The following is a 19,351-nucleotide window of genomic DNA, read 5'->3' on the forward strand; positions in this document are numbered from 1 at the left end:
CCCGCCTAGTCGGTGTTGATGCGGAAGCCGACGCCGCGGACCGTCGCGATGCGACGCTCGGCGGCGGGGCCTTCGTCACCGATCTTCCGGCGAAGCCACGACATGTGCATGTCGAGTGTCTTCGAGCCGCGCAGTTCCACGTCGCCCCAGACCTCCGCGAGGATGGTGTCGCGGGACACCACCTGCCCCGCGTGCTCGAGCAGCACCCGGAGAAGCTCGTACTCCTTGTTGGCGAGGGCGATCTCGGTGCCGTTCACGAGCACCCTCCGGGCCGCCGGCTCGAGCCGGATGCCGCCGACCTCGACGACGGAATCCTCGCCGCCGCCGCGACGGCGCAGCAGGGCGCGCACCCGTGCCATCAACTCCGCCAACCGGAACGGCTTGCCCACGTAGTCGTCGGCGCCCGCGTCGAGTCCGACGACGAAGTCGACTTCGTCGGTGCGTGCGGTGAGCATGAGCACCGCCAGTTCCGAACTGTGGGCGCGTACCTGCCTGCACACCTCGAGACCGTCCATCCCCGGGAGTCCGAGGTCCAGGATCAACAGGTCGTACGCTCCGTCGAGCGCCTGCTCCAGCGCTGCCGGGCCGGTCTGCTCGATGGTGACGTCGTATCCCTCCCGGCCCAGTGCCCGCGACAGCGGGGCGGCAATGGCTTCGTCGTCTTCGGCAAGCAATACAGCAGTCACCTCCACAGCGTACGGAGGTGCGAAGACGGCTGTGACCGGTTACCAGCCTTTGCCGGTGTCGGCGTCGCCGCGCGGGTCGTCACGCTCCCGTTCGCGGTGGAGATCCATCGCGTCGAACACCTGGTGATAGAGCAGCGAGTGGACGCGCTGCACGTCGGGGATGTCGTCGAATTCCAGTGGATCGTCCGAGGACGACACGATGACCAGCGTTCCGGTGCGCAGCATCCGGTCGAGGAGGCCGTGCCGGAACTGGACGTTGCTGATGCGCCCCATCGGAATGTCGATCCCGGTGTGCGTCATCACACCCTGGCGGATGAGGACACGCCGGTCGGTGACGATGAAGTGGGTGAACTTCCAGCTGAGAAACGGCGCGACACAGCGCCAAACGACGAGGCCCAGCCATGCCACGAGGACGACGACGAGCACGACGTTCAGCGCGGAGCCGTCCAGCTTGTTCTCGGCGAATCCCGCCGCGAAACCCGCCACGGCCGTCGCCAGCAGAAACGTGACGGCGGGGAGCAGCAGCATCTTCCAGTGTGGATGACGGTGAAGCAGCAGTTCCTCGTCCTCGGCGAGGGCGTCCTCCGGATATCCCATGCGAAGAGTGTGCCTCTATCGCATGCGGCTGAGCACTATCGGGGTGATGACGATGATGATGCCGTACAGCACCATCCACACTCCGACCACGATCACGAACACCTCGAGCGACAGTTCGGGCTGCAGGAGAACGAAGCCGCCGGCGACGACGCTGATCACGCCGAGCACGATGGTCAGCCCACGATCCGCGACGGAACCCGAGGCGCCTTCCACGATCTCGAGCACACCCCGGAACACCCACCACGCACCGACGACGAGCGCGATGATCACGACGGTCTGGAGGGGGCTCCTCAGCACGAGGAACGCCAGAAGTATTGCCAGGGCGCCGGATACGCCCACCAGGGTCCGCGCGGCTGCCCCGGCCTCGACGTCGGCGAACGCCCGGATGATCTGGACGATCCCGAAGCCGAAGAACTGGATGGCGATCAGGACCGCCAGCACTGTGAGCGTCACGTGCGGCCACACGAGCACCGCGATGCCGAGACCCAGTGTGAGCAGACCGAGCACCACCGTGAGACCGGTCAACGTGCGCCGGGCTGCGGTGACGGAGGACTCCGGAATTGAGGTACTCATGTACCACAGTGTCGCACTACTCGGTGCGCACCGGGCGTAAATGTGTGATGTCACCTGCGGCGACGGCGATCGTGCCGGGCTGACCGTCGGGGGCGATCACGACCCGGCCCTCCGCGTCGACGTCCGTTGCGATGCCGATCAGTTCACGCCCGCCGGGCAGTTCTGCGCGCACTCGCTGGCCGAGCGTGCCGCAGCGGGCGCGGTAGGCCTCGGCGAGTTCCGTGACGTCCCAGTTGGCGTCGTGCCATTGCTGCCAGCGATCGGCGATGGCGCGCAGCACCGCCCGCACGAGGGTGTCGCGGTCACTGACCTCGGCACCTTCGAGGACGAGCGACGTGGCGTGCTCGACGGGCAGTTCGTCCCTCGTGAGACTCACGTTGAGACCGATTCCGACGACCACCGCGGGATCCGGTGCGGTGGCGGACACCTCGGCGAGGATGCCGGCGACCTTGCGGCCGTCGATGAGCACGTCGTTGGGCCATTTGAGTTCCGCAGGAACCTTGGCGGCAGCGCGGAGCGCGTCGACGACGGCGACACCGGTCAGCAGTGGCAGCCACCCCATGTCCTGGACGCTCATCCCCGGCATCGTCAGCAACACGGAGACCGCGATCTGCGCCTGCGGCGGACTCACCCAGGCGCGTGAGTGGCGGCCCCGGCCGCTGCCCTGGAATTCGGCGAGCAGCACGTGCCGGTCGCAGTTCGACGTCGCGGCCCGCGCGAGAAGATCGGCGTTGGTGGACCCGGTCTCCTGCACCACGTCGAGCCGCGCCCAGAACCTGCGGGTGTCGCTGTCGTCGTCACCTCGGACGAGCGCCGCGCGCAGATTGTCGGCGTTGAGAGGGGGTCGGTTCAGGTCGGTCCACATCACCACAGCCTAGGACGAGCTGTAAAAGGTACTGGTCAGTAGCCGGGTCCGGGCAACCCGCCGCCTGACCACCTCCCTTGGCAGAAGCTCGCCGGCTCTCGTTAAGCTGACCTGTCATGACCACTGTTCAGGAGCCGAGCGCGGCGGAGTCGGCGAGTACGCCCGATATTCACACGACGGCGGGAAAGCTCGCCGACCTGCGTAATCGTCAGGCCGAGGCGCAGCACCCGAGCGGTGAAGCCGCGGTCGAAAAGGTCCACGCCAAGGGCAAGCTCACCGCCCGCGAACGCATCACCGCCCTGCTCGACGAGGGCAGCTTCGTCGAACTCGACGCCCTCGCCCGGCACCGCTCGGTGAACTTCGGCCTCGCCGACAACCGCCCCGTCGGCGATGGCGTCGTCACCGGCTACGGCACCGTCGACGGCCGCGACGTGTGCGTGTTCTCCCAGGACGCCACCGTCTTCGGCGGCTCCCTCGGCGAAATCTACGGCGAAAAAATCGTCAAGGTCATGGACCTCGCCCTCAAGACCGGGCGCCCCCTGATCGGCATCAACGAAGGCGCCGGCGCCCGCATCCAGGAAGGCGTCGTCTCCCTCGGCCTCTACGGCGAAATCTTCCACCGCAACGTCCAGGCCTCCGGGGTCATCCCGCAGATCTCCCTGATCATGGGCCCCGCCGCCGGCGGCCACGTCTACTCCCCCGCCCTGACCGACTTCGTCGTCATGGTCGACCAGACCTCCCAGATGTTCGTCACCGGCCCCGACGTCATCAAAACCGTCACCGGCGAAGACGTCACCATGGAAGATCTGGGCGGCGCGCACACCCACATGGTCAAGTCCGGCGTCGCCCACTACGTCGCCTCCGGCGAACAAGACGCCCTCGACTACGTCAAGGACCTGCTGTCCTACCTGCCGTCCAACAATCAGGCCGCGGCCCCCCGGATGCTGCCCACCGACCCGATCACCGGCTCCATCGACGACTCCCTGACCGCCGAGGACCTCGAACTCGACACCCTCATCCCGGACTCGGCGAACCAGCCCTACGACATGCACGAGGTCATCCGCCGCATCCTCGACGACGACGAATTCCTCGAGGTCCAGGCCGAACGCGCCGGCAACATCGTCGTCGGCTTCGGCCGCGTCGACGGCCGTAGCGTCGGGATCGTCGCCAACCAGCCCACCGTCTTCGCCGGCTGCCTCGACATCGACGCCTCCGAAAAAGCCGCCCGCTTCGTGCGCACCTGCGACGCGTTCAACGTCCCCATCATCACCCTCGTCGACGTCCCCGGCTTCCTGCCCGGCACCGACCAGGAATACAACGGCATCATCCGCCGCGGCGCGAAACTGCTCTACGCCTACGGCGAGGCCACCGTCGGGAAGATCACCGTCATCACCCGCAAGGCCTACGGCGGCGCCTACGACGTGATGGGCTCCAAGCACATGGGCGCCGACGTCAACCTCGCCTGGCCCACCGCCCAGATCGCCGTCATGGGCGCCTCCGGCGCCGTCGGCTTCGTCTACCGCAAACGCCTCCTCGAGGCCGCCAAGAACGGCGACGACGTCGACGCCCTGCGCCTGCAACTGCAACAGGAATACGAGGACACCCTCGTCAACCCGTACGTCGCCGCCGAACGCGGCTACGTCGACGCCGTCATCCCCCCGTCCCACACCCGCGGACAGATCGTGGCCGCCCTGCGCCTCCTCGAACGCAAAATGGTCACCCTCCCGCCCAAGAAGCATGGGAACATCCCCCTATGACCGCTATCACCGAGGACGACGTGCGCACCGCGACAGGTTCGGACGCGACGTCGTCAGTCAACGGTTCCGCAGCGGGCACCACGCTCGCGGACGGTGCGGCCACCGACTTGCCGACTGACACGGACGGGACAGCCGCCGACGCGGCCCGTGAGCCTTTCCTGAAGGTGGTCAAGGGCTCACCGTCCGACGAGGAGATCGCGGCGCTCGTCGCGGTGCTGTCCGCGGTCGCCGCCGCCGGCAGCGGTGAACCGGATTCGCACGTCCCGCCCGAGTCCTGGGGCGCCCCCACGCGGATGCACCGGAGCGTCGCGCCGTTCTCGCCGTACGCGTTCCCGAACGTGTCGGCGTACCGGCGTTGATCAGGATCCGGTGACGTCCTTCGTTCTCGCCTCGGCTTCCCCGGCGCGGCTGGCTGTTCTGCGCAGCGCCGGGGTGGAGCCGATCGTGCGAGTCTCCGGAGTCGACGAGGATGCCGTCATCGCGGCACTCGGTGCCGACGCAGCCCCCGAGCACGTCGTCACCGAACTGGCCCGCGCCAAGGCCAGCGACGTCCTCCCTGTTCTCGCGCGGGACGGGATCTCGGACGCCGTCGTCGTCGGATGCGACTCCATGTTGCTGATCGACGGGTCCCTGCAGGGCAAGCCCGGAACCGTCGACGTCGCCCGCGCGCGGTGGTCGGCGATGGCCGGCCGTAGCGCGACCCTGCTCACCGGGCACAGCGTCCTGCGGATCGCGGAGGGCGCGGTGGTGGGTGACGCACACGATCACAGCGCCACCGTCGTCCATTTCGCGAGCCCGCCGGACGCCGATCTGGAGGCCTACCTCGCCACCGGGGAGCCACTGCAGGTCGCGGGCGCGTTCACTCTGGACAGCCTCGGGGGTTGGTTCGTGGACCGCATCGAGGGCGATCCGTCCAGCGTGATCGGTATCGGCCTGCCGCTCGTCCGGAGGTTGCTCGCGGAGGTCGGTGTCGGCGTCGCCGAGCTGTGGGCGTCGTCAGGCCGCGTCGACTGACTGTTCGTCGACTGACAGGTTCCGGCGCGGAAGCGTCAACGACGCCACACCGATAGCCGCCGCGACGGCCGCGATGATCCAGAGGATGCGGCGCTCTGCCTGGAGAAACGCCTCGCCTGCCGCTGATCGGGTCGATTCCCGTGCGGCTACCACAGCGGAGTCGGCGGTTTGCTGCTGAGCGGCGCCGAGCGCCGCACCCCCGGATGCCGGCGAACGGCATTCGTCGGGCACCTTCATCGGGGACGTGGACCCGAGTTGCTCCGTCGCGCAGCGCACGAACGTGTCCTCGGCGCGCGGGATCAGCGCCGGCGGCACCCCGGCCCCGGCGAGTTGCGCGGTCAACGCAGGCCGCTCGGCTTGCACCGCGTCCGCCGACTGCGTCGCGACGAGGTTGAAGAACACGACGCCGATCACCGCGAGGCCGATCGAACTACCCACCTGCTGGACGGTCGGGAGCAGCCCCGACACCGACCCGGCGTTCCGCGGTTGCACGGTCGCGAGGATCGCCGTCTGCAGTGGCGCCACGAACAGCCCTAGCCCGGCTCCCCCGATGAACAGCGGCCCGGCCAGCGCCGACCACCGCGGATCGGTGCCCTCGTGCTGCAGTTGCGCCGCCAGCACGACGAGGGAGCCGGCGAAGAGCAGCATCCCGAGAGGCAGGACGAGGTTGCCGATGCGCCGGTACACGGCAGCGGAGGCCAGCGCGGCGAGCCCGGTTCCCAGCGCCCACGGCAGCGTCATCACCCCGGCCCTGAGCGGGGAGAACCCGAACCCGAACTGCAGGGTGAGGGAGATGGTGAAGATCAACGACGCGAGAGTCCCGAAGAACACGAACGCGATGGCCGCGCCGAGCGAGAACGCGCGGTCGGTGAACAGCTCGAGGCGCAGAACCGGGTCGCCGCCGCGGCGCCCGAGCCGCCACTCGTAGACGACGAACGCGATCAGGACCGGTACCGAACACAGCAGCATCACCACGAGCGACGTCGGCCAGCCGCGTTCCCGGCCCTCCGCGAGCGGAAAGATCAGGAGGAACAGTCCGAGCGCCGACAGCACGGCGCCGCCCACGTCGAGCCGGCGGATGCCGTCGGGCTTCGCGTCGACGAGATAGAAGTAACCGAGGACCAGGGCCGCGAGCCCGATCGGGAGATTGACGAAGAAGATCAGCCGCCAGCCCCAGTCGAAGAGATCCCATTGGATGAGAAGTCCGCCGACGAGCGGACCGCAGATTGTGGCGAGCCCGATGGTCGCGCCGTAGATTCCGAATACGCGCGGGTGCGAGCGTTTCGGAAAGAGTCCCGAGATGATGGCGAACGTCTGAGCCGACATCGACCCCGCCGCGAGGCCCTGCAACGCCCGCGACACGACGAGCGCGGTCGGCGACTGGGCCAGTCCGCAGAGCAGAGAGGCAACGATGAAGACCGCCAGTGCGGTGAGGAAAACCCGTCGTCGGCCGAGCAGATCCCCCAGCCGCGCCGCTGTGATCAGCGAACATGCGAACGACAGCGTGTAGACGCTCACCATCAGCAGCTGCGCCGACACCGAGGCGCCGAGATCGACCGCGATGCTCGGAAGCGCGACGTTGACGATGGTCGCGTCCAGGAGTTGCATGAACACGGCGGCGAGACTGGTGGCCAGACCCAGCCACGGGACCCAGCGACCGAGTTCGCCTCGGTAGAGTGCGTCACGCTGAGTCACAAGCATCCGGACAGGCTAGCGGCTCGAACCTCACGGAATGCTGTGAGGTAGTTCAAAGGTTGCTGGATGTTACGCGAAGAACTTGCAGCGTGGAACCCTTTTGCCCGACACTTGACTGGACCGGGACCGACCTGTAATCAGTCTCATACTTCTTTACCTCTCGCGGTAAGGCACTCGGTGCCGCATCCTGTTGCGAGAAAGTCCGTGCCACCCCCGACCGAACTCGCAACTCGAATCCGACCAGGAGCCGCTCGATGGACTTGAACTTGATCACCCACTGGAAGCCAGAGCCTGGGAGGGTCGTCGAGTGGAAAGTCACGGACGCGAGTGCACGAGCGGCCGCCGAGGCGCCGGTGGATCCGGCACTGCCGACCACCATGCAGGAGAGGCACCTGCGCCGGGCCCGGCTGGCGGCGAACAACGGCGAGACGCAGTCCCCGTGGATCGGCATCGCCTTCGACTTCCCCGGTCACCTCGACATCGCCGCGATGACGCGAACCCTGGAGCGCTACGTCCTGCGGCACGACACGTTGCACAGCTGGTTCTCGTTCGAGAACGCGGACGCCGACCCCACGGACACCACCAATGCCGTCCGACGGCACGTCGTGCCCGCCGGCTCCATCGCGCTCACAGCGCACGAGGGCGAGACCCTCACCACCCCTGAGCAGGTCCGCGACCACGTCGCCGCGCGCTTCGCGAACGATACGAGCGCGCTGGCCTGGCCCGCATTCGTGTTCGGGGTGGTCGAGCACTACGACACCGGGGCGCCCGGGAGCGAGGACAGCTTCACCCTGTTCCATGCCGTCGATCATGCGCACACCGACATGCAGTCGATGATCCTCACGTTCGCCGAGACCCGGACCATCTATCAGGCCGAACTCGACGGCGAGGAGCCCGAACTGCCGGACCCGGGCAGCTACGTGGAATACAGCCGGCGGGAACGGGAGAAGGCGGCGACGCTGACCCTCGCCTCCCCCGAGGTCCACGGCTGGATCGGTCACCTCACCCGAAACGGCGGGACCTTCCCGAGCTTTCCCCTCGACCTCGGCGCTTCCGACGAACCCCAACCAGCCATCGGCAGCCGGTTCGACCTCGCCGACGCCGACGAGTGCGAGCGGTTCGGTGCCGTGTGCAAGGCCCACGGTTCCAACTTCATCGGCGGCGTGTTCGCGGCCCTCGCCATCACCGAACACGAACTGGTCGGGCGCGACCGCTACATGGCGCTCTCGCCCCTCACCACTCGCAACGACCCGCAGTTCTATTGGTCCCAGGGGTGGTTCATCAATCTCATTCCGGTCGCGTTCGCCCTCGAGGACGCCACGACGTTCACGGGCCTTGCCCAGCGCGCGCAGGACGCCTACCGGTCCGGCAAGGCACTCGGCGAGGTGTCCGTGCAGCAGGTGATCGACACCGTGGTCGCTCACGCCGGCCCCGAGGCGATGTCGCAACACGCCACCACACTCGCACCGCCGCCGATCGTGTCGTACATCGACGGCAGGCGGTTGCCGCAGACCGAGAGTTTCACGTCGACCCGGGCGACCGGCATCGTCGGCGGCAAGGCCACGCAGATCGCGTCGATCTGGGTGAACCGCATGCTCGAGGGCACGTGGATGGCCGTCTCGCACCCCGATACCGAAGAGGCGCACAGGTCCGTGACCGCATATGCGGAACGGTTGTCGGCCATCATGAAAACCGTTGCCCGCGAGGGCGATTACACGGTGACATCGTTCGCGCCGGCGGCGGACTCCGCGACTGCCGCAGGGGTGGAGTAGTGCACGTCACGTCGATCGACCGGTACATGCTCGAACCCGGCCTGGTGACGGAATGGTCCGTCGCGCCGGGCAAGGTCTCCCCGTCCGCGGTGCCGCCCTCGTACAACCAGCAATTCCATCTCGACACCGCCCGCACCCACGGCGTCGGCCGAAGCGTATGGATGGCAGCAGCCTTCGACCTTCCCGGGCGACTCGACCGGGATGCTCTCGCGCAGGCACTGGTGCACTTCATCCGCCGTCACGACACGCTGCAAACCGGCTTCGACGTGAGCCCGGACGCGATGGCGCGCGTGGATCTCGACCCCGAGGACATCACCGTCGTCGCGTCCGAGTCCTCGGTGACGACGTCGCCGCACGAGCTCCGCGACCATCTGCGGTACCGGTTCACCGAGGCGTGCGACCCGCTGACGTTCCCCGCGTACCTGTTCGCCACCATCGAGCGCGACTCGCACTACACCGTGGTCAGTGCGTTCGATCACACTCTCGTCGACGGATACTCGCTCGTCATCGCGCTGGGCGAACTCCGGCAGATCTACCAGCGACTCACCGGGCTCGGCGGCTCGGCCGAACTCACGGAAGCGGACCTGACGAAAGAACTCGGCGATCCCGGGAGCTTCCTGCGGTACTGCGAACTCGAGGCCGAGACGCCCGTCACCGAGCTCGGCGACCCCCGGGTGCGTGAATGGGCACGCTTCTACGAACGCTGCGGCGGCACCGCGCCCAGTTTCCCGCTCGATCTGGGTGTCGAAGCGGGCAGGCCCGCACCACAGGGAGCGGACGTCCGCCCCCTCCTCGACGCCGCCGACACCGAGCGGTTCGAGGAAATCTGCCTGGACTCGGGGGGAAGCCTGTTCACCGGGACGCTCACCGCGATGGGCATGGCCGTGCACTCGATCAACGGCATCTCCCGGATGCCGTTGCAGTTTCCGCTGCACATTCGCCAGGACCCGCAGTGGGCCAATGCGATCGGGTGGCTCACGACGAGCGCGCCGCTGACGGTCGAACTGACCCCCGACTGCGACTTCCAGTCCTCCCTGGCGCACACCCACGCCTCGTTCCGCACAGCCCTCACGCTCAAGGGTGTGACGATGGCCCAGGTGCGGGAGGCGCTTAGTGACGGATACCGCCGCACCCGCACCGATGTGTTCATGGTCTCGTACATCGACTACCGCAGACTGCCCGGCACCGACGATCACGACGAGCTGAACGCACACCACATCAGCAACGTGACGGTCGCGGACGACGCGCAGTTCTGGATCTCCCGCACCCAGCGGGGTCTCGCGCTGCGGTCGCGGTTCCCGGAGACGTCGACGGCACGCCGCGCGGTCACGGAATTCCTGGTGCGGTTGCGGGAGATCATGCACGACATCTGCGAGAACGGCGTCACTCCCATCGCGGAGCTCACCAGCCAGCTGAACCTGGAAGGCACTCCGGTCGTCTGACCGCCGGAGGCTCGAACAGTCGTCGCCGCATCGCGCGGGCAATCTTGCCGGCCTCGACCTTGGCCCGCCCCGCGACGTCGCCTGCGAACAACTCGTCGACGCTGGACGACCACAGTTCGACCCAGCGGTCGAAGTGCCGGTCGGTGAATCCGTGCCGGCCGTGCAGCGCCCGGTGCACGGCGAACGCGCTGCCGCGGTAGACGCCGGTGCGCAGCAGGATCGTCTCCCAGAAATCGCACATGACGGGCAGGTGGTCGTCCATGCCGATCACCGCGAGCGTCTCGAAGGCCGGCTCGAGGACCGGGTCGGCGAATGCCCGGCCGTAGAAGTGCCGGAGCAGCAGTTCCAGGTCGGCGCGCGTCGAGATGTCGGGCATGAGGCCTCCGTTCGGGTGCGAATCTACGCGCCCGGCCGGCCTCCCTCACCGTCCACGGAAGGTAAGCGTGAACGCCGGTCGGAAGAACCTCCGGCGTCCGCCTAGAATTGACGCCGTCCCCGTCGCATCTGCCCCAGGAGCCCACCCGTGCCCGTAGCGCCAGATCCCACCCAGTCCTTCGCCGAGTACGCCAACCCCGGTCGGCTCGTGTCGACGGAGTGGCTGTCCGCGAATCTGGGCACACCCGGCCTCAAGGTGGTGGAGTCGGACGAGGACGTGCTCCTCTACGACGTCGGCCACATCCCCGGCGCCGTCAAGGTCGACTGGCACCTCGACCTCAACGATCCGGTGACCCGTGACTACATCGACGGCGAGCAGTTCGCCGACCTGATGAGCCGCAAGGGCATCAGCCGCGACGACACCGTCGTGATCTACGGCGACAAGAGCAACTGGTGGGCGGCATACGCCCTCTGGGTGTTCACGCTGTTCGGACACGAGGACGTCCGTCTCCTCGACGGCGGCCGCGACGCGTGGATCGCCGAGAACCGGGACACCGCGTTCGACGTCCCCGAGACCTCCCCCACCGACTACCCGGTGGTCGAGCGCAACGACGCCCCGATCCGCGCGTTCAAGGACGACGTGCTCGATCACCTCGGCAAGGGTCCGCTGATCGACGTGCGTTCGCCCCAGGAATACACCGGCGAACGCACCCACATGCCCGACTACCCCGAGGAGGGCGCGCTGCGCGGCGGCCACATCCCGAGCGCGCTGAGCATTCCGTGGGCCAAGGCCGCAGCCCCCGACAGCCGTTTCCGCTCGCGCGGTGAACTGAACGAGATCTACGGCGACGTGTCCGCCGACGACGACATCGTGGCGTACTGCCGCATCGGTGAGCGTTCCAGCCACACCTGGTTCGTCCTCACCCACCTGCTCGGTTACCCCAGCGTCCGCAACTACGACGGTTCGTGGACGGAGTGGGGCAACATGGTTCGCGTTCCGATCGTCAGGGGTGAAGAGCCGGGAGACGTTCCCGGCGCATCGTCATGACCGAACTACCCGATTCGCTTGCCGAGATCGTCGACGACTTCGCTGCCGTCGACGGCTCGGACAAGTTGCAGTTGCTGCTCGAGTTCAGCCGCGAACTGGCGCCTCTGCCTGCCGAACTCGAGCAGGACGCGATGGAACCGGTGCCCGAGTGCCAGTCTCCGCTCTTCCTGTCGGTCGACGACTCCGATCCGGAACACGTGCGGCTGCATTTCAGCGCGCCCGCGGAAGCGCCGACGACGCGGGGTTTCGCGTCGATCCTGCACCAGGGCCTGGACGGGCACAGTGCTGCCACCATCCTCGGCGTTCCGGACGATTTCTATTCCGCGCTCGGGCTCGCCGACGCCGTCAGTCCCCTGCGACTGCGCGGCATGTCCGCGATGCTCGCGCGAATCAAGCGGCATCTTCGCGGCTAGGCAGGGTCTGAACACACACTGATGGAATTCACCGAACTTGCCGACTACCCCGTTCCGGTGGGCGCGCTCACCGAGTGGTTGCCGTGCGCCCGCTCGGAATGGGTGGACGATCCCCGCCCGGCCTCGTACATCCACGAGGCGCACCTGCGCCGGTGCTCCGACTCCGGTGGTCGCGAATCCTGGCTGGGCACCGCCTTCGAGATCCACGGCACGCTGAACGTCACCGCTTTCCGGTCGGCGCTGGAGAAGTGGACCGATCGTCATGAGGTGCTGCGCTCCCACACGGCGTTCGACGCGGAGACCGAGCGCGTGCGCCGGCGCACCGTGCCGCAGGGCGGGCTGCACGTCGGGGTCGTCAGCCACGGGTACGACGCCGCCGGCGGCGACAACTTCGCGCACCTGCAGCAACTGTTCGACGAGTACGCCTCGCCGCACAGTTGGCCGTCGTACGTCTTCGCGACGCTCGAAACCGTCCAACGCGACCGATTCACGGTGTTCTTCGCGGCAGACCACTCGATCATCGACGGGTTCTCCATCGTGCTCGTCGCCCACGAGTTGACCGCCCTGTACGAGGAGGCACTGTCCGGTCGCACGGCCAACCTGTTCCCCGTCGGCAGCTACATCGACTTCGGGCGTGAGGAACGTGAGAACTCCACCGACGCCGAGGTCAAACGGGAGGCGCTCGACGTGTGGCGGTCGGCACTCGAGGGACCGGGACTCCCCGAGTTCCCGCTCGAGGTCGGCCCGCGCACCTCGTACGCCCAGCAGAACCTGTCTGCCTGGATTCTCGATGCCGACCAGGCTGCGGCGTTCAACTCGGCGTGCCGCGAAGCGGATGTGGGTTTCTTCCCCGGCCTGCTCGCGTGTCTGGGGATGGCCGGGTCGGAAGTGGCGGGGCATCAACGCTTTCGGACGGTCACTCCGGTCCATACGCGGCATTCCCCGCAGTGGGCGTCCGCGCTGGGATGGTTCGTGGGTCTGAGCCCGATCGACTTCGAGGTGACGTCGGACGACTTCGCCGCCGTCGCCCGCGAGGCCGCCGAGAGCGTGGCCCGGACGAAACCGATCTCGGTGGTCCCGTTCGACCGGATCGAGAAGGAACTCGACATCCCCATCCGGCCGCGCTTCGTCGTCTCCTACATGGACGTCAGGTTCGTGCCCGAAGCAGGCCGCTGGCACGAGCGCAACGCCCGGGCGCTGCGGAGTCGGCAGTACACCCACGACGTGTACGCGTGGATCAATCGCACCCCCCGAGGCGTCAATCTGGCGGTCCGATATCCGGGCAACGACATCGCTGCCGCGAGCGTCCACACGTGGGTCGGAAGCCTCCGCCGGCAACTGGAACAGGTTTCAACCAGCTACCCATCGGTAGGGTTGCGAAGCGTCGGACAGCCCTGACCGGGAAATTTCGGTCCGGTGACAACACGGATCGGTTCGGTGCCTAGACTCCGAAGTGACGCCGTAAACGACCGCTGGTGACACCCACGGGAGCCACCGCGGAGACAGACCATGCGAACCACAGGAGGCTCAGTGCCCAGTCATGCCAGCGCGCACATCACGAAGGTGCTCGTCGCGAACCGCGGTGAGATTGCAGTGCGGGTGATCCGGGCCGCCGCCGATGCCGGCCTGGCCAGCGTCGCCGTCTACGCCGAACCCGACGCCGACGCCCCGTTCGTGCGCCTGGCCGACGAAGCGTTCGCCCTCGGCGGGCAGACCTCCGCCGAGTCCTACCTGGTGTTCGACAAAATCTTGGACGCCGCCGCCAAGTCCGGCGCCGACGCCATCCACCCCGGCTACGGCTTCCTCTCCGAGAACGCCGACTTCGCGCAGGCCGTGATCGACGCCGGCCTGATCTGGATCGGCCCCTCCCCGCAATCGATCCGCGACCTCGGCGACAAGGTCACCGCCCGGCACATCGCCGAAAAAGCCAAGGCCCCGATGGCCGCCGGCACCAAGGACCCCGTCAAGAACGCCGACGAGGTCATCGCCTTCGCCCAGGAATACGGGGTCCCCGTCGCCATCAAGGCCGCGTTCGGCGGCGGCGGCCGCGGCATGAAGGTCGCCCACACCATCGAGGAAATCCCCGAACTGTTCGACTCCGCCACCCGCGAGGCCGTCGCCGCGTTCGGCCGCGGCGAATGCTTCGTCGAACAGTATCTGGACAAGGCCCGCCACGTCGAAGCCCAGGTCATCGCCGACCAGCACGGCAACGTCATCGTCGCCGGCACCCGCGACTGCTCCCTGCAACGCCGCTTCCAGAAACTCGTCGAGGAGGCCCCCGCCCCGTTCCTCACCGACGACCAACGCCACCGCATCCACACCTCCGCCAAGGCCATCTGCAAAGAGGCCGGCTACTACGGCGCCGGCACCGTCGAATACCTCGTCCAGGGCGACACCGTCTCCTTCCTCGAGGTCAACACCCGCCTGCAGGTCGAACACCCCGTCACCGAGGAAACCGCCGGCATCGACCTGGTCCTGCAACAGTTCAAGATCGCCAACGGCGAACACCTCGACCTCACCGAGGACCCCACCCCCCGCGGCCACGCCTTCGAATTCCGCATCAACGGCGAGGACGCCGGCCGCGGCTTCCTGCCCGCCCCCGGCCCGGTCACCAAGTTCGTGCCCCCCACCGGCCCCGGCGTCCGGATGGACTCCGGCGTCGAAACCGGCTCGGTGATCGGCGGCCAGTTCGACTCCATGCTCGCCAAACTCATCGTCACCGGCGCCACCCGCGACGAGGCCCTGGCCCGCGCCCGCCGCGCCCTCGCCGAATTCCAGGTCGAAGGACTGGCCACCGTCATCCCGTTCCACCGGGCCGTCGTCTCCGACCCCGCCTTCATCGGCGACGGCACCTCATTCGACGTCTACACCAAGTGGATCGAAACCGAATGGGACAACCAGATCGAACCCTTCACCGGCACCCAGCCGATCGACGAGGACGAAACCCTGCCCCGGCAGAACGTCGTCGTCGAGGTCGGCGGCCGCCGCGTCGAGGTGTCCCTGCCCGGCCAGTTCACCCTCGGCACCGGCGGCGGCGGGCCGGCCGGGGCGGTCCGCAAGAAGCCCAAGGCCCGCACCCGCGGCGGCGCCCACGGCGGCGCCGCCTCCGGTGACGCCGTCACCGCCCCCATGCAGGGCACCGTCGTCAAGGTCGCCGTCGAAGAAGGCCAACAAGTCGCCGAGGGCGACCTCATCGCCGTCCTCGAGGCCATGAAAATGGAAAACCCCGTCAACGCCCACAAAGCCGGCGTCGTCACCGGCCTCGCCGTCGAACCCGGCGCCGCCATCACCCAGGGCACCGTCCTCGCCGAACTGAAATAGGCGCCTGCACCACTCGTGAGTCCTTCTCGGCCCCCGGGATCGAGAAGGACTCACAGTAGTCTGTACGCATGTCTGACGTTCCCGAGATCCGTATCGGCACTGCCGAACGTGAGCAGGCCCTGAACGTGTTGAGTGAACATTTCGCGGCGGGCCGTCTGACGGTCCCCGAGTTCGACGAGCGCAGTCTCGCGGTCACGAATGCCACCACCCGCGGCGAGCTCGATCGAGTGTTCACCGACCTCCCCGCGACCACGGTCGGCACGCCCGCCAAGGCAGAGTCGGCCGGCGCCGACAACGACCAGAACTGGCGCCGCATCGTGATGTCGGTGATCCCGCTCGTCGCTCTCGTGCTGTTCTTCGTCGTCCCTGTCGACAACAGCTGGCTGTTCTTCCTGATGATCCCTGCCGCCAGCGCCATCCTGTTCGGCACCCGCGACGACCGCCACGGCCGGGATCGCCGCCGAGACCGGGACCGCTGACGTGGAACCTGTCGAGGTCAATGCGGGTGGCTGGTACCTGCGCGCGCTGCGGGCTGACGAACGGGTCGACGATCGTCCGGCGCTCGCGGACGGTGGAATCGCCGAACCCGAATATGTCGCCCGCCGAACCGCGCAGTGGTTGAGCGACGAGCACTATTCGTGGGCGATCTGCCAGCCCAACACCGGCGAACTGCTCGCCGAGGTGGGGCTCACTCCGTCCGGGGACTCCGCGACCCTCACCGGCTGGGCGCGGACCGGCCACGAGGACGCGCTCGCGAGCGGATCGGATGCGGTGCAACGGTTTGCGGAGGGCGCGTTGGGGTTGACGGTCGAGCGGTGAGTATGCGATCCGTTCCGGTGGCAGCCCTCACCGCGCTGGCACTGGTCATGCTGCTGTCCCCCGCGTCCGCGACGCCGTCGGGTCCCGAGCATGCCGACAAGGTGGTGCACGCCCTGCTGTTCGCGGCGCTCGCGGCCGCCTCCCGGTATGCGCTTCTGACGCCACGGATCACCGTGCTCTGGCTCGCGGCGTTCGCGGTGATCACCGAGATTCTGCAGGGCGTGCTGCCGATCGGCCGGCACGGATCGGTCTGGGATCTCTGCGCCGACATGGTCGGCGTGGCGCTCGGCTTGTCCGCTCAGTCCGCGATCATGCGCTCCCGCAGCAGGGTCTGAACCCCGGCGTCGAGGCCGAGTCCGTCGGAGAAGTACCGCTCGACGGTCCCGTGCTGCTCCCGCATGACGGCCAGGGACACCTCCAGATACTGCTCACGGACTCCGAGCACGGGCTCGAGCAACGCCGGATCTCCCCCCGCGTCGACGAACTTCTCGAACACGCCCGCGAACGACGGAAGCAGGAGTTCGTTGGTCAGCAGGTAGTCGTGGAACACGTCTTCCTCGCTGACTCCGAGGAGCAGCAGTAGTGCCGCCGTGGCCCATCCTGTCCGGTCCTTGCCGGTGGTGCAGTGCACGAGAGCAGGAGTGTTGCTGTTCGAGGCCAGGCCGCCGAACAGCTCCCGGTAGGAGGAGACCGCGCTCGGCATCACGACGAAGTCGCGGTAGCTGCCCTCGAAGTATTCGATCGCGCGCCCGCCGCCGAGTTCCCGTTCGGCGATCATCGGGTCGGCGATCACCTGGAGCATCTGCGCGGGAATCGACCGGATCCCCTTGTCGGCGAGCACGTCCAACGCAACCGCGCGGGCGCCGTCCGGGAGTTTGTCGGGTGCCGCGTCACGCTCGTCCGCGGTGCGCAGGTCGTACACCGTCCGGATCCCGAGACCGTCGAGCAGCGGCATGTCCGTGTCCGCGACCCGGCTGAGATCGGTCGAACGGAAGTACACGCCGGTGCGCACTTTCGCGCCGTCCCGGGTTCGGTAGCCACCGACGTCTCGCAGATTGGGCACGGACGTGAGCGGTATCGGCGTCATGCGTCGACGGTACCGCCCAGCACTCGGGCCAGTGCATCCACGGCGGCGTCGAGTTCGGCCGTCGTCACCGTCAGAGGGGGACGGAACCTGATCCCGCGCTTGCCGGTCGGCAGGATCAGCACACGCTCCCGGTCCCTGAGGTCGGCGACGACGCGGTCCCGCCGCTGCGGGGTGGGAAGCGTGATCGCGCACATGAGGCCGCGTCCCCGCGGCTCTGTCACCTCGGCGTTCGCGCGTGCGAGTTCCCGCAGTCGTTCGAGAAGATGCGCCCCGGTCATCCGGGCTCGGTCGACGAGCCTGTCCTCCTCGACGATCTCGAGGATCCGGCGGGATCGCACCATGTCGGTGAGGTTGCCACCCCAGGTGGAGTTGATCCGGGAGCTCACGGCGAACACGTTGTCGGGGATGTCGTCCACCCGGCCGCCGGCCATGATGCCGCAGACCTGAGTCTTCTTGCCGAACGCGACGACGTCCGGGTGTACTCCCAATTGCTGGTACGCCCAGGCGGTGCCGGTGAGACCGCATCCGGTCTGCACCTCGTCGAATATGAAGAGGGCGTCGTTCTCCCGGCAGAGCGCCTCCATCGCCTGGAAGAACTCCGGGCGGAAGTGGTGGTCGCCGCCCTCACCCTGGATCGGTTCGGCGATGAAACACGCCACGTCCGAGGGGTTCTCGGCGAACGCGCGCCGCGCCTGGTCCAGCGCATGGCGCTCGGCTTCCACGACGTCCCGCCCGTCCGCGAGGTATGGGGAGTCGATGCGCGGCCAGTCGAATTTGGGGTACCGCGCCACCTTGCCCGGCTCGGTGTTGGTCAGCGACATGGTGTATCCACTGCGCCCGTGGAACGCCTCGGTCAGATGGAGCACCTTGGTGCCGAGCGCCGGGTCGAGGCCTCGGCTCTCGTTGAGCCTGCTCTTCCAGTCGAACGCCACCTTCAGAGCGTTCTCGACGGCGAGTGCGCCACCGTCGATGAAGAAGAGATGCGGCAGCGCGGGATCGCCCAGCACCCGGGCGAACGTCTCGACGAACCGTGCCATCGGGACGGTATAGATGTCGGAGTTGCTCGGTTTGTTGATCGCCGCCGCTGCCAGTTCCCGGCGAAAGGCGTCGTCGTCCGCCAGTGCCGGATGGTTCATCCCCAGCGCCGACGAGGCGAAGAATCCGAACATGTCCAGATAACTGGTGCCGTCCCGCTGGTCGACGAGATGCGTACCGCGTGAGCGTTCCAAGTCGAGCACCAGGTCGAAACCGTCGACCAGAATGCGCTCGCGCAGCACGTCGTGTACCTGGCTCGCCGGCAGCTCGCCCCCATCTCCGGTAAATCGAATCGCTGTGCTCATACCGAGAGATTACGTCAAAATTCCTGTGAACCGGCGACGATTCGGAAACATATCCGGAACATCGCTCACCTGTCGTAAAATGTTTGCAAGATAATGGTGCTGCGCGTGTGTACGTTGGCGGTGGCACGGATCTCCTGCAGCAGGTGTTCCAGCTCCCGTGGGGAGGCGACGCGCACCAGCAGCACGTAGCTCTCCTCCCCCGCGACCGAGTGACACGCTTCGATCGCGGGGAGGTTCCGCAACCGGGCCGGGGCATCGTCGGGCTGCGACGGATCGAGAGGGGTGATCGCGACGAATGCGGACAGACCGTGCCCGAGCGCATCCGGATCGATCTTCGCGGTGTACCCGCGGATCACTTTGCGGGCCTCGAGCCTGCGCACCCTGGACTGCACGGCGGAGATCGACAGCCCCGCCTTCTCGGCGAGTGTCGCCAGAGTCGCCCGGCCGTCGGCCACCAACTCCTGCATCAGTACCCGATCGATGTCGTCGAGAGGAGTATGGGGTGCGTCGCTACGAAAAGAATCCACCACCAGCGCAGGCTAGCCCA

Annotated in this window: 21 protein-coding genes; 12 read left to right on the plus strand and 9 right to left on the minus strand. The window is 67.7% G+C overall.

Annotated features, from left to right (window positions below):
• Nucleotides 1-5: 5 nt before the first annotated feature.
• Genes JVH1_RS04820 through JVH1_RS04835 form a run of 4 tightly spaced genes read right to left on the minus strand, consistent with a single transcriptional unit; the run spans nucleotide 6 to nucleotide 2,721 of the window.
• Complete coding sequence (locus tag JVH1_RS04820) at nucleotides 6-686, minus strand: response regulator transcription factor (protein WP_025432276.1); 681 nt, start codon at nucleotides 684-686, stop codon at nucleotides 6-8.
• Between the two features lie 39 nt (nucleotides 687-725).
• The gene (locus tag JVH1_RS04825; RefSeq protein ID WP_009479501.1) at nucleotides 726-1,283 is read right to left on the minus strand and encodes a PH domain-containing protein; all 558 of its coding nucleotides are present in this window, start codon (nucleotides 1,281-1,283) and stop codon (nucleotides 726-728) included.
• A 15-nt stretch (nucleotides 1,284-1,298) separates the two neighbouring features.
• On the minus strand, nucleotides 1,299-1,856 hold the full coding sequence (locus JVH1_RS04830) for an HdeD family acid-resistance protein (RefSeq protein ID WP_009479500.1): 558 nt from the start codon (nucleotides 1,854-1,856) through the stop codon (nucleotides 1,299-1,301).
• A 16-nt stretch (nucleotides 1,857-1,872) separates the two neighbouring features.
• Nucleotides 1,873-2,721, minus strand: a complete 849-nt coding sequence (locus JVH1_RS04835; RefSeq protein ID WP_029539458.1) for a biotin--[acetyl-CoA-carboxylase] ligase — start codon at nucleotides 2,719-2,721, stop codon at nucleotides 1,873-1,875.
• 116 nt (nucleotides 2,722-2,837) lie between these two features.
• Between JVH1_RS04835 and JVH1_RS04840 the strand changes: the two genes are divergently transcribed.
• The 3 genes from JVH1_RS04840 to JVH1_RS04850 are packed head-to-tail and all read left to right on the plus strand — an operon-like array spanning nucleotide 2,838 to nucleotide 5,492.
• Nucleotides 2,838-4,478 (plus strand): acyl-CoA carboxylase subunit beta, encoded by a 1,641-nt coding sequence (locus JVH1_RS04840; RefSeq protein WP_371112939.1) that lies wholly within the window; start codon nucleotides 2,838-2,840, stop codon nucleotides 4,476-4,478.
• Entirely contained in the window at nucleotides 4,475-4,837 is a 363-nt protein-coding gene (locus JVH1_RS04845) for an acyl-CoA carboxylase subunit epsilon (RefSeq protein WP_371112940.1), read from the plus strand. Before JVH1_RS04840 ends, JVH1_RS04845 begins: the two co-directional genes overlap by 4 nt.
• Before the next feature lie 10 nt (nucleotides 4,838-4,847).
• Complete coding sequence (locus JVH1_RS04850) at nucleotides 4,848-5,492, plus strand: nucleoside triphosphate pyrophosphatase (RefSeq protein WP_009479497.1); 645 nt, start codon at nucleotides 4,848-4,850, stop codon at nucleotides 5,490-5,492.
• Here JVH1_RS04850 and JVH1_RS04855 read toward each other — a convergent pair.
• On the minus strand, nucleotides 5,475-7,193 hold the full coding sequence (locus JVH1_RS04855; protein WP_043782179.1) for an MFS transporter: 1,719 nt from the start codon (nucleotides 7,191-7,193) through the stop codon (nucleotides 5,475-5,477). The two genes, JVH1_RS04850 and JVH1_RS04855, sit on opposite strands and share 18 nt — an antisense overlap.
• A 248-nt stretch (nucleotides 7,194-7,441) precedes the next feature.
• On the opposite strand from JVH1_RS04855, the gene JVH1_RS04860 reads away from it, so the two are divergent.
• Nucleotides 7,442-8,959, plus strand: a complete 1,518-nt coding sequence (locus JVH1_RS04860) for a condensation domain-containing protein (protein ID WP_043782177.1) — start codon at nucleotides 7,442-7,444, stop codon at nucleotides 8,957-8,959.
• Nucleotides 8,959-10,401, plus strand: a complete 1,443-nt coding sequence (locus tag JVH1_RS04865) for a condensation domain-containing protein (protein ID WP_043782174.1) — start codon at nucleotides 8,959-8,961, stop codon at nucleotides 10,399-10,401. Before JVH1_RS04860 ends, JVH1_RS04865 begins: the two co-directional genes overlap by 1 nt.
• Here the strand turns inward: JVH1_RS04865 and JVH1_RS04870 are convergent.
• Nucleotides 10,361-10,777: a group III truncated hemoglobin gene (locus JVH1_RS04870; RefSeq protein ID WP_009479494.1), complete on the minus strand. Its 417-nt coding sequence runs from the start codon at nucleotides 10,775-10,777 to the stop codon at nucleotides 10,361-10,363. The two genes, JVH1_RS04865 and JVH1_RS04870, sit on opposite strands and share 41 nt — an antisense overlap.
• Before the next feature lie 147 nt (nucleotides 10,778-10,924).
• On the opposite strand from JVH1_RS04870, the gene JVH1_RS04875 reads away from it, so the two are divergent.
• The 7 genes from JVH1_RS04875 (at nucleotide 10,925) to JVH1_RS04905 (ending at nucleotide 16,712) form a co-directional block, all read left to right on the plus strand.
• Nucleotides 10,925-11,824, plus strand: a complete 900-nt coding sequence (locus JVH1_RS04875) for a sulfurtransferase (RefSeq protein WP_009479493.1) — start codon at nucleotides 10,925-10,927, stop codon at nucleotides 11,822-11,824.
• Nucleotides 11,821-12,237 carry a SufE family protein gene (locus tag JVH1_RS04880; RefSeq protein ID WP_009479492.1) on the plus strand — a complete coding sequence of 139 codons (417 nt, stop codon included), beginning with the start codon at nucleotides 11,821-11,823 and terminating at the stop codon, nucleotides 12,235-12,237. The genes JVH1_RS04875 and JVH1_RS04880 overlap by 4 nt, the downstream gene beginning before the upstream one ends.
• 21 nt (nucleotides 12,238-12,258) lie before the next feature.
• The gene (locus tag JVH1_RS04885; protein ID WP_009479491.1) at nucleotides 12,259-13,635 is read left to right on the plus strand and encodes a condensation domain-containing protein; all 1,377 of its coding nucleotides are present in this window, start codon (nucleotides 12,259-12,261) and stop codon (nucleotides 13,633-13,635) included.
• A 132-nt stretch (nucleotides 13,636-13,767) separates the two neighbouring features.
• Nucleotides 13,768-15,558 (plus strand): biotin carboxylase N-terminal domain-containing protein, encoded by a 1,791-nt coding sequence (locus JVH1_RS04890; protein ID WP_371112941.1) that lies wholly within the window; start codon nucleotides 13,768-13,770, stop codon nucleotides 15,556-15,558.
• A 68-nt stretch (nucleotides 15,559-15,626) separates the two neighbouring features.
• Nucleotides 15,627-16,037, plus strand: coding sequence for a DUF1707 domain-containing protein (locus tag JVH1_RS04895; RefSeq protein ID WP_009479488.1), 411 nt, complete (start codon nucleotides 15,627-15,629; stop codon nucleotides 16,035-16,037).
• A 1-nt stretch (nucleotide 16,038) separates the two neighbouring features.
• Entirely contained in the window at nucleotides 16,039-16,377 is a 339-nt protein-coding gene (locus JVH1_RS04900) for a hypothetical protein (RefSeq protein WP_009479487.1), read from the plus strand.
• Nucleotides 16,378-16,379: 2 nt separating this feature from the next.
• On the plus strand, nucleotides 16,380-16,712 hold the full coding sequence (locus tag JVH1_RS04905) for a VanZ family protein (RefSeq protein ID WP_009479486.1): 333 nt from the start codon (nucleotides 16,380-16,382) through the stop codon (nucleotides 16,710-16,712).
• Here the strand turns inward: JVH1_RS04905 and JVH1_RS04910 are convergent.
• The 3 genes from JVH1_RS04910 to JVH1_RS04920 form a co-directional block, all read right to left on the minus strand.
• A complete protein-coding gene (locus JVH1_RS04910; protein WP_009479485.1) occupies nucleotides 16,676-17,464 on the minus strand; it encodes a tyrosine-protein phosphatase in 789 nt (262 codons plus the stop codon). The genes JVH1_RS04905 and JVH1_RS04910 overlap by 37 nt on opposite strands.
• Nucleotides 17,461-18,804, minus strand: coding sequence for an L-lysine 6-transaminase (gene lat, locus JVH1_RS04915; RefSeq protein ID WP_043782128.1), 1,344 nt, complete (start codon nucleotides 18,802-18,804; stop codon nucleotides 17,461-17,463). The genes JVH1_RS04910 and lat overlap by 4 nt, the downstream gene beginning before the upstream one ends.
• Before the next feature lie 65 nt (nucleotides 18,805-18,869).
• On the minus strand, nucleotides 18,870-19,334 hold the full coding sequence (locus JVH1_RS04920; protein ID WP_011598229.1) for an Lrp/AsnC family transcriptional regulator: 465 nt from the start codon (nucleotides 19,332-19,334) through the stop codon (nucleotides 18,870-18,872).
• Nucleotides 19,335-19,351 lie beyond the last annotated feature (17 nt).

It is taken from the genome of Rhodococcus sp. JVH1 (assembly GCF_000280725.2).
Classification (GTDB): Bacteria; Actinomycetota; Actinomycetes; order Mycobacteriales; family Mycobacteriaceae; genus Rhodococcus_F; species Rhodococcus_F jostii_A.

What these genes read in the sequence shown, in the direction of transcription:
- JVH1_RS04870 (WP_009479494.1), bottom strand. Translation starts at nt 10,777, where the DNA reads ATGCCCGACATCTCGACGCGCGCCGACCTGGAACTGCTGCTCCGGCAC.
- JVH1_RS04895 (WP_009479488.1), top strand. Translation starts at nt 15,627, where the DNA reads ATGTCTGACGTTCCCGAGATCCGTATCGGCACTGCCGAACGTGAGCAG.
- JVH1_RS04905 (WP_009479486.1), top strand. Translation starts at nt 16,380, where the DNA reads ATGCGATCCGTTCCGGTGGCAGCCCTCACCGCGCTGGCACTGGTCATG.
- lat (WP_043782128.1), bottom strand. Translation starts at nt 18,804, where the DNA reads ATGAGCACAGCGATTCGATTTACCGGAGATGGGGGCGAGCTGCCGGCG.
- JVH1_RS04845 (WP_371112940.1), top strand. Translation starts at nt 4,475, where the DNA reads ATGACCGCTATCACCGAGGACGACGTGCGCACCGCGACAGGTTCGGAC.
- JVH1_RS04825 (WP_009479501.1), bottom strand. Translation starts at nt 1,283, where the DNA reads ATGGGATATCCGGAGGACGCCCTCGCCGAGGACGAGGAACTGCTGCTT.
- JVH1_RS04830 (WP_009479500.1), bottom strand. Translation starts at nt 1,856, where the DNA reads ATGAGTACCTCAATTCCGGAGTCCTCCGTCACCGCAGCCCGGCGCACG.
- JVH1_RS04835 (WP_029539458.1), bottom strand. Translation starts at nt 2,721, where the DNA reads ATGTGGACCGACCTGAACCGACCCCCTCTCAACGCCGACAATCTGCGC.
- JVH1_RS04855 (WP_043782179.1), bottom strand. Translation starts at nt 7,193, where the DNA reads ATGCTTGTGACTCAGCGTGACGCACTCTACCGAGGCGAACTCGGTCGC.
- JVH1_RS04860 (WP_043782177.1), top strand. Translation starts at nt 7,442, where the DNA reads ATGGACTTGAACTTGATCACCCACTGGAAGCCAGAGCCTGGGAGGGTC.
- JVH1_RS04885 (WP_009479491.1), top strand. Translation starts at nt 12,259, where the DNA reads ATGGAATTCACCGAACTTGCCGACTACCCCGTTCCGGTGGGCGCGCTC.
- JVH1_RS04910 (WP_009479485.1), bottom strand. Translation starts at nt 17,464, where the DNA reads ATGACGCCGATACCGCTCACGTCCGTGCCCAATCTGCGAGACGTCGGT.
- JVH1_RS04840 (WP_371112939.1), top strand. Translation starts at nt 2,838, where the DNA reads ATGACCACTGTTCAGGAGCCGAGCGCGGCGGAGTCGGCGAGTACGCCC.
- JVH1_RS04880 (WP_009479492.1), top strand. Translation starts at nt 11,821, where the DNA reads ATGACCGAACTACCCGATTCGCTTGCCGAGATCGTCGACGACTTCGCT.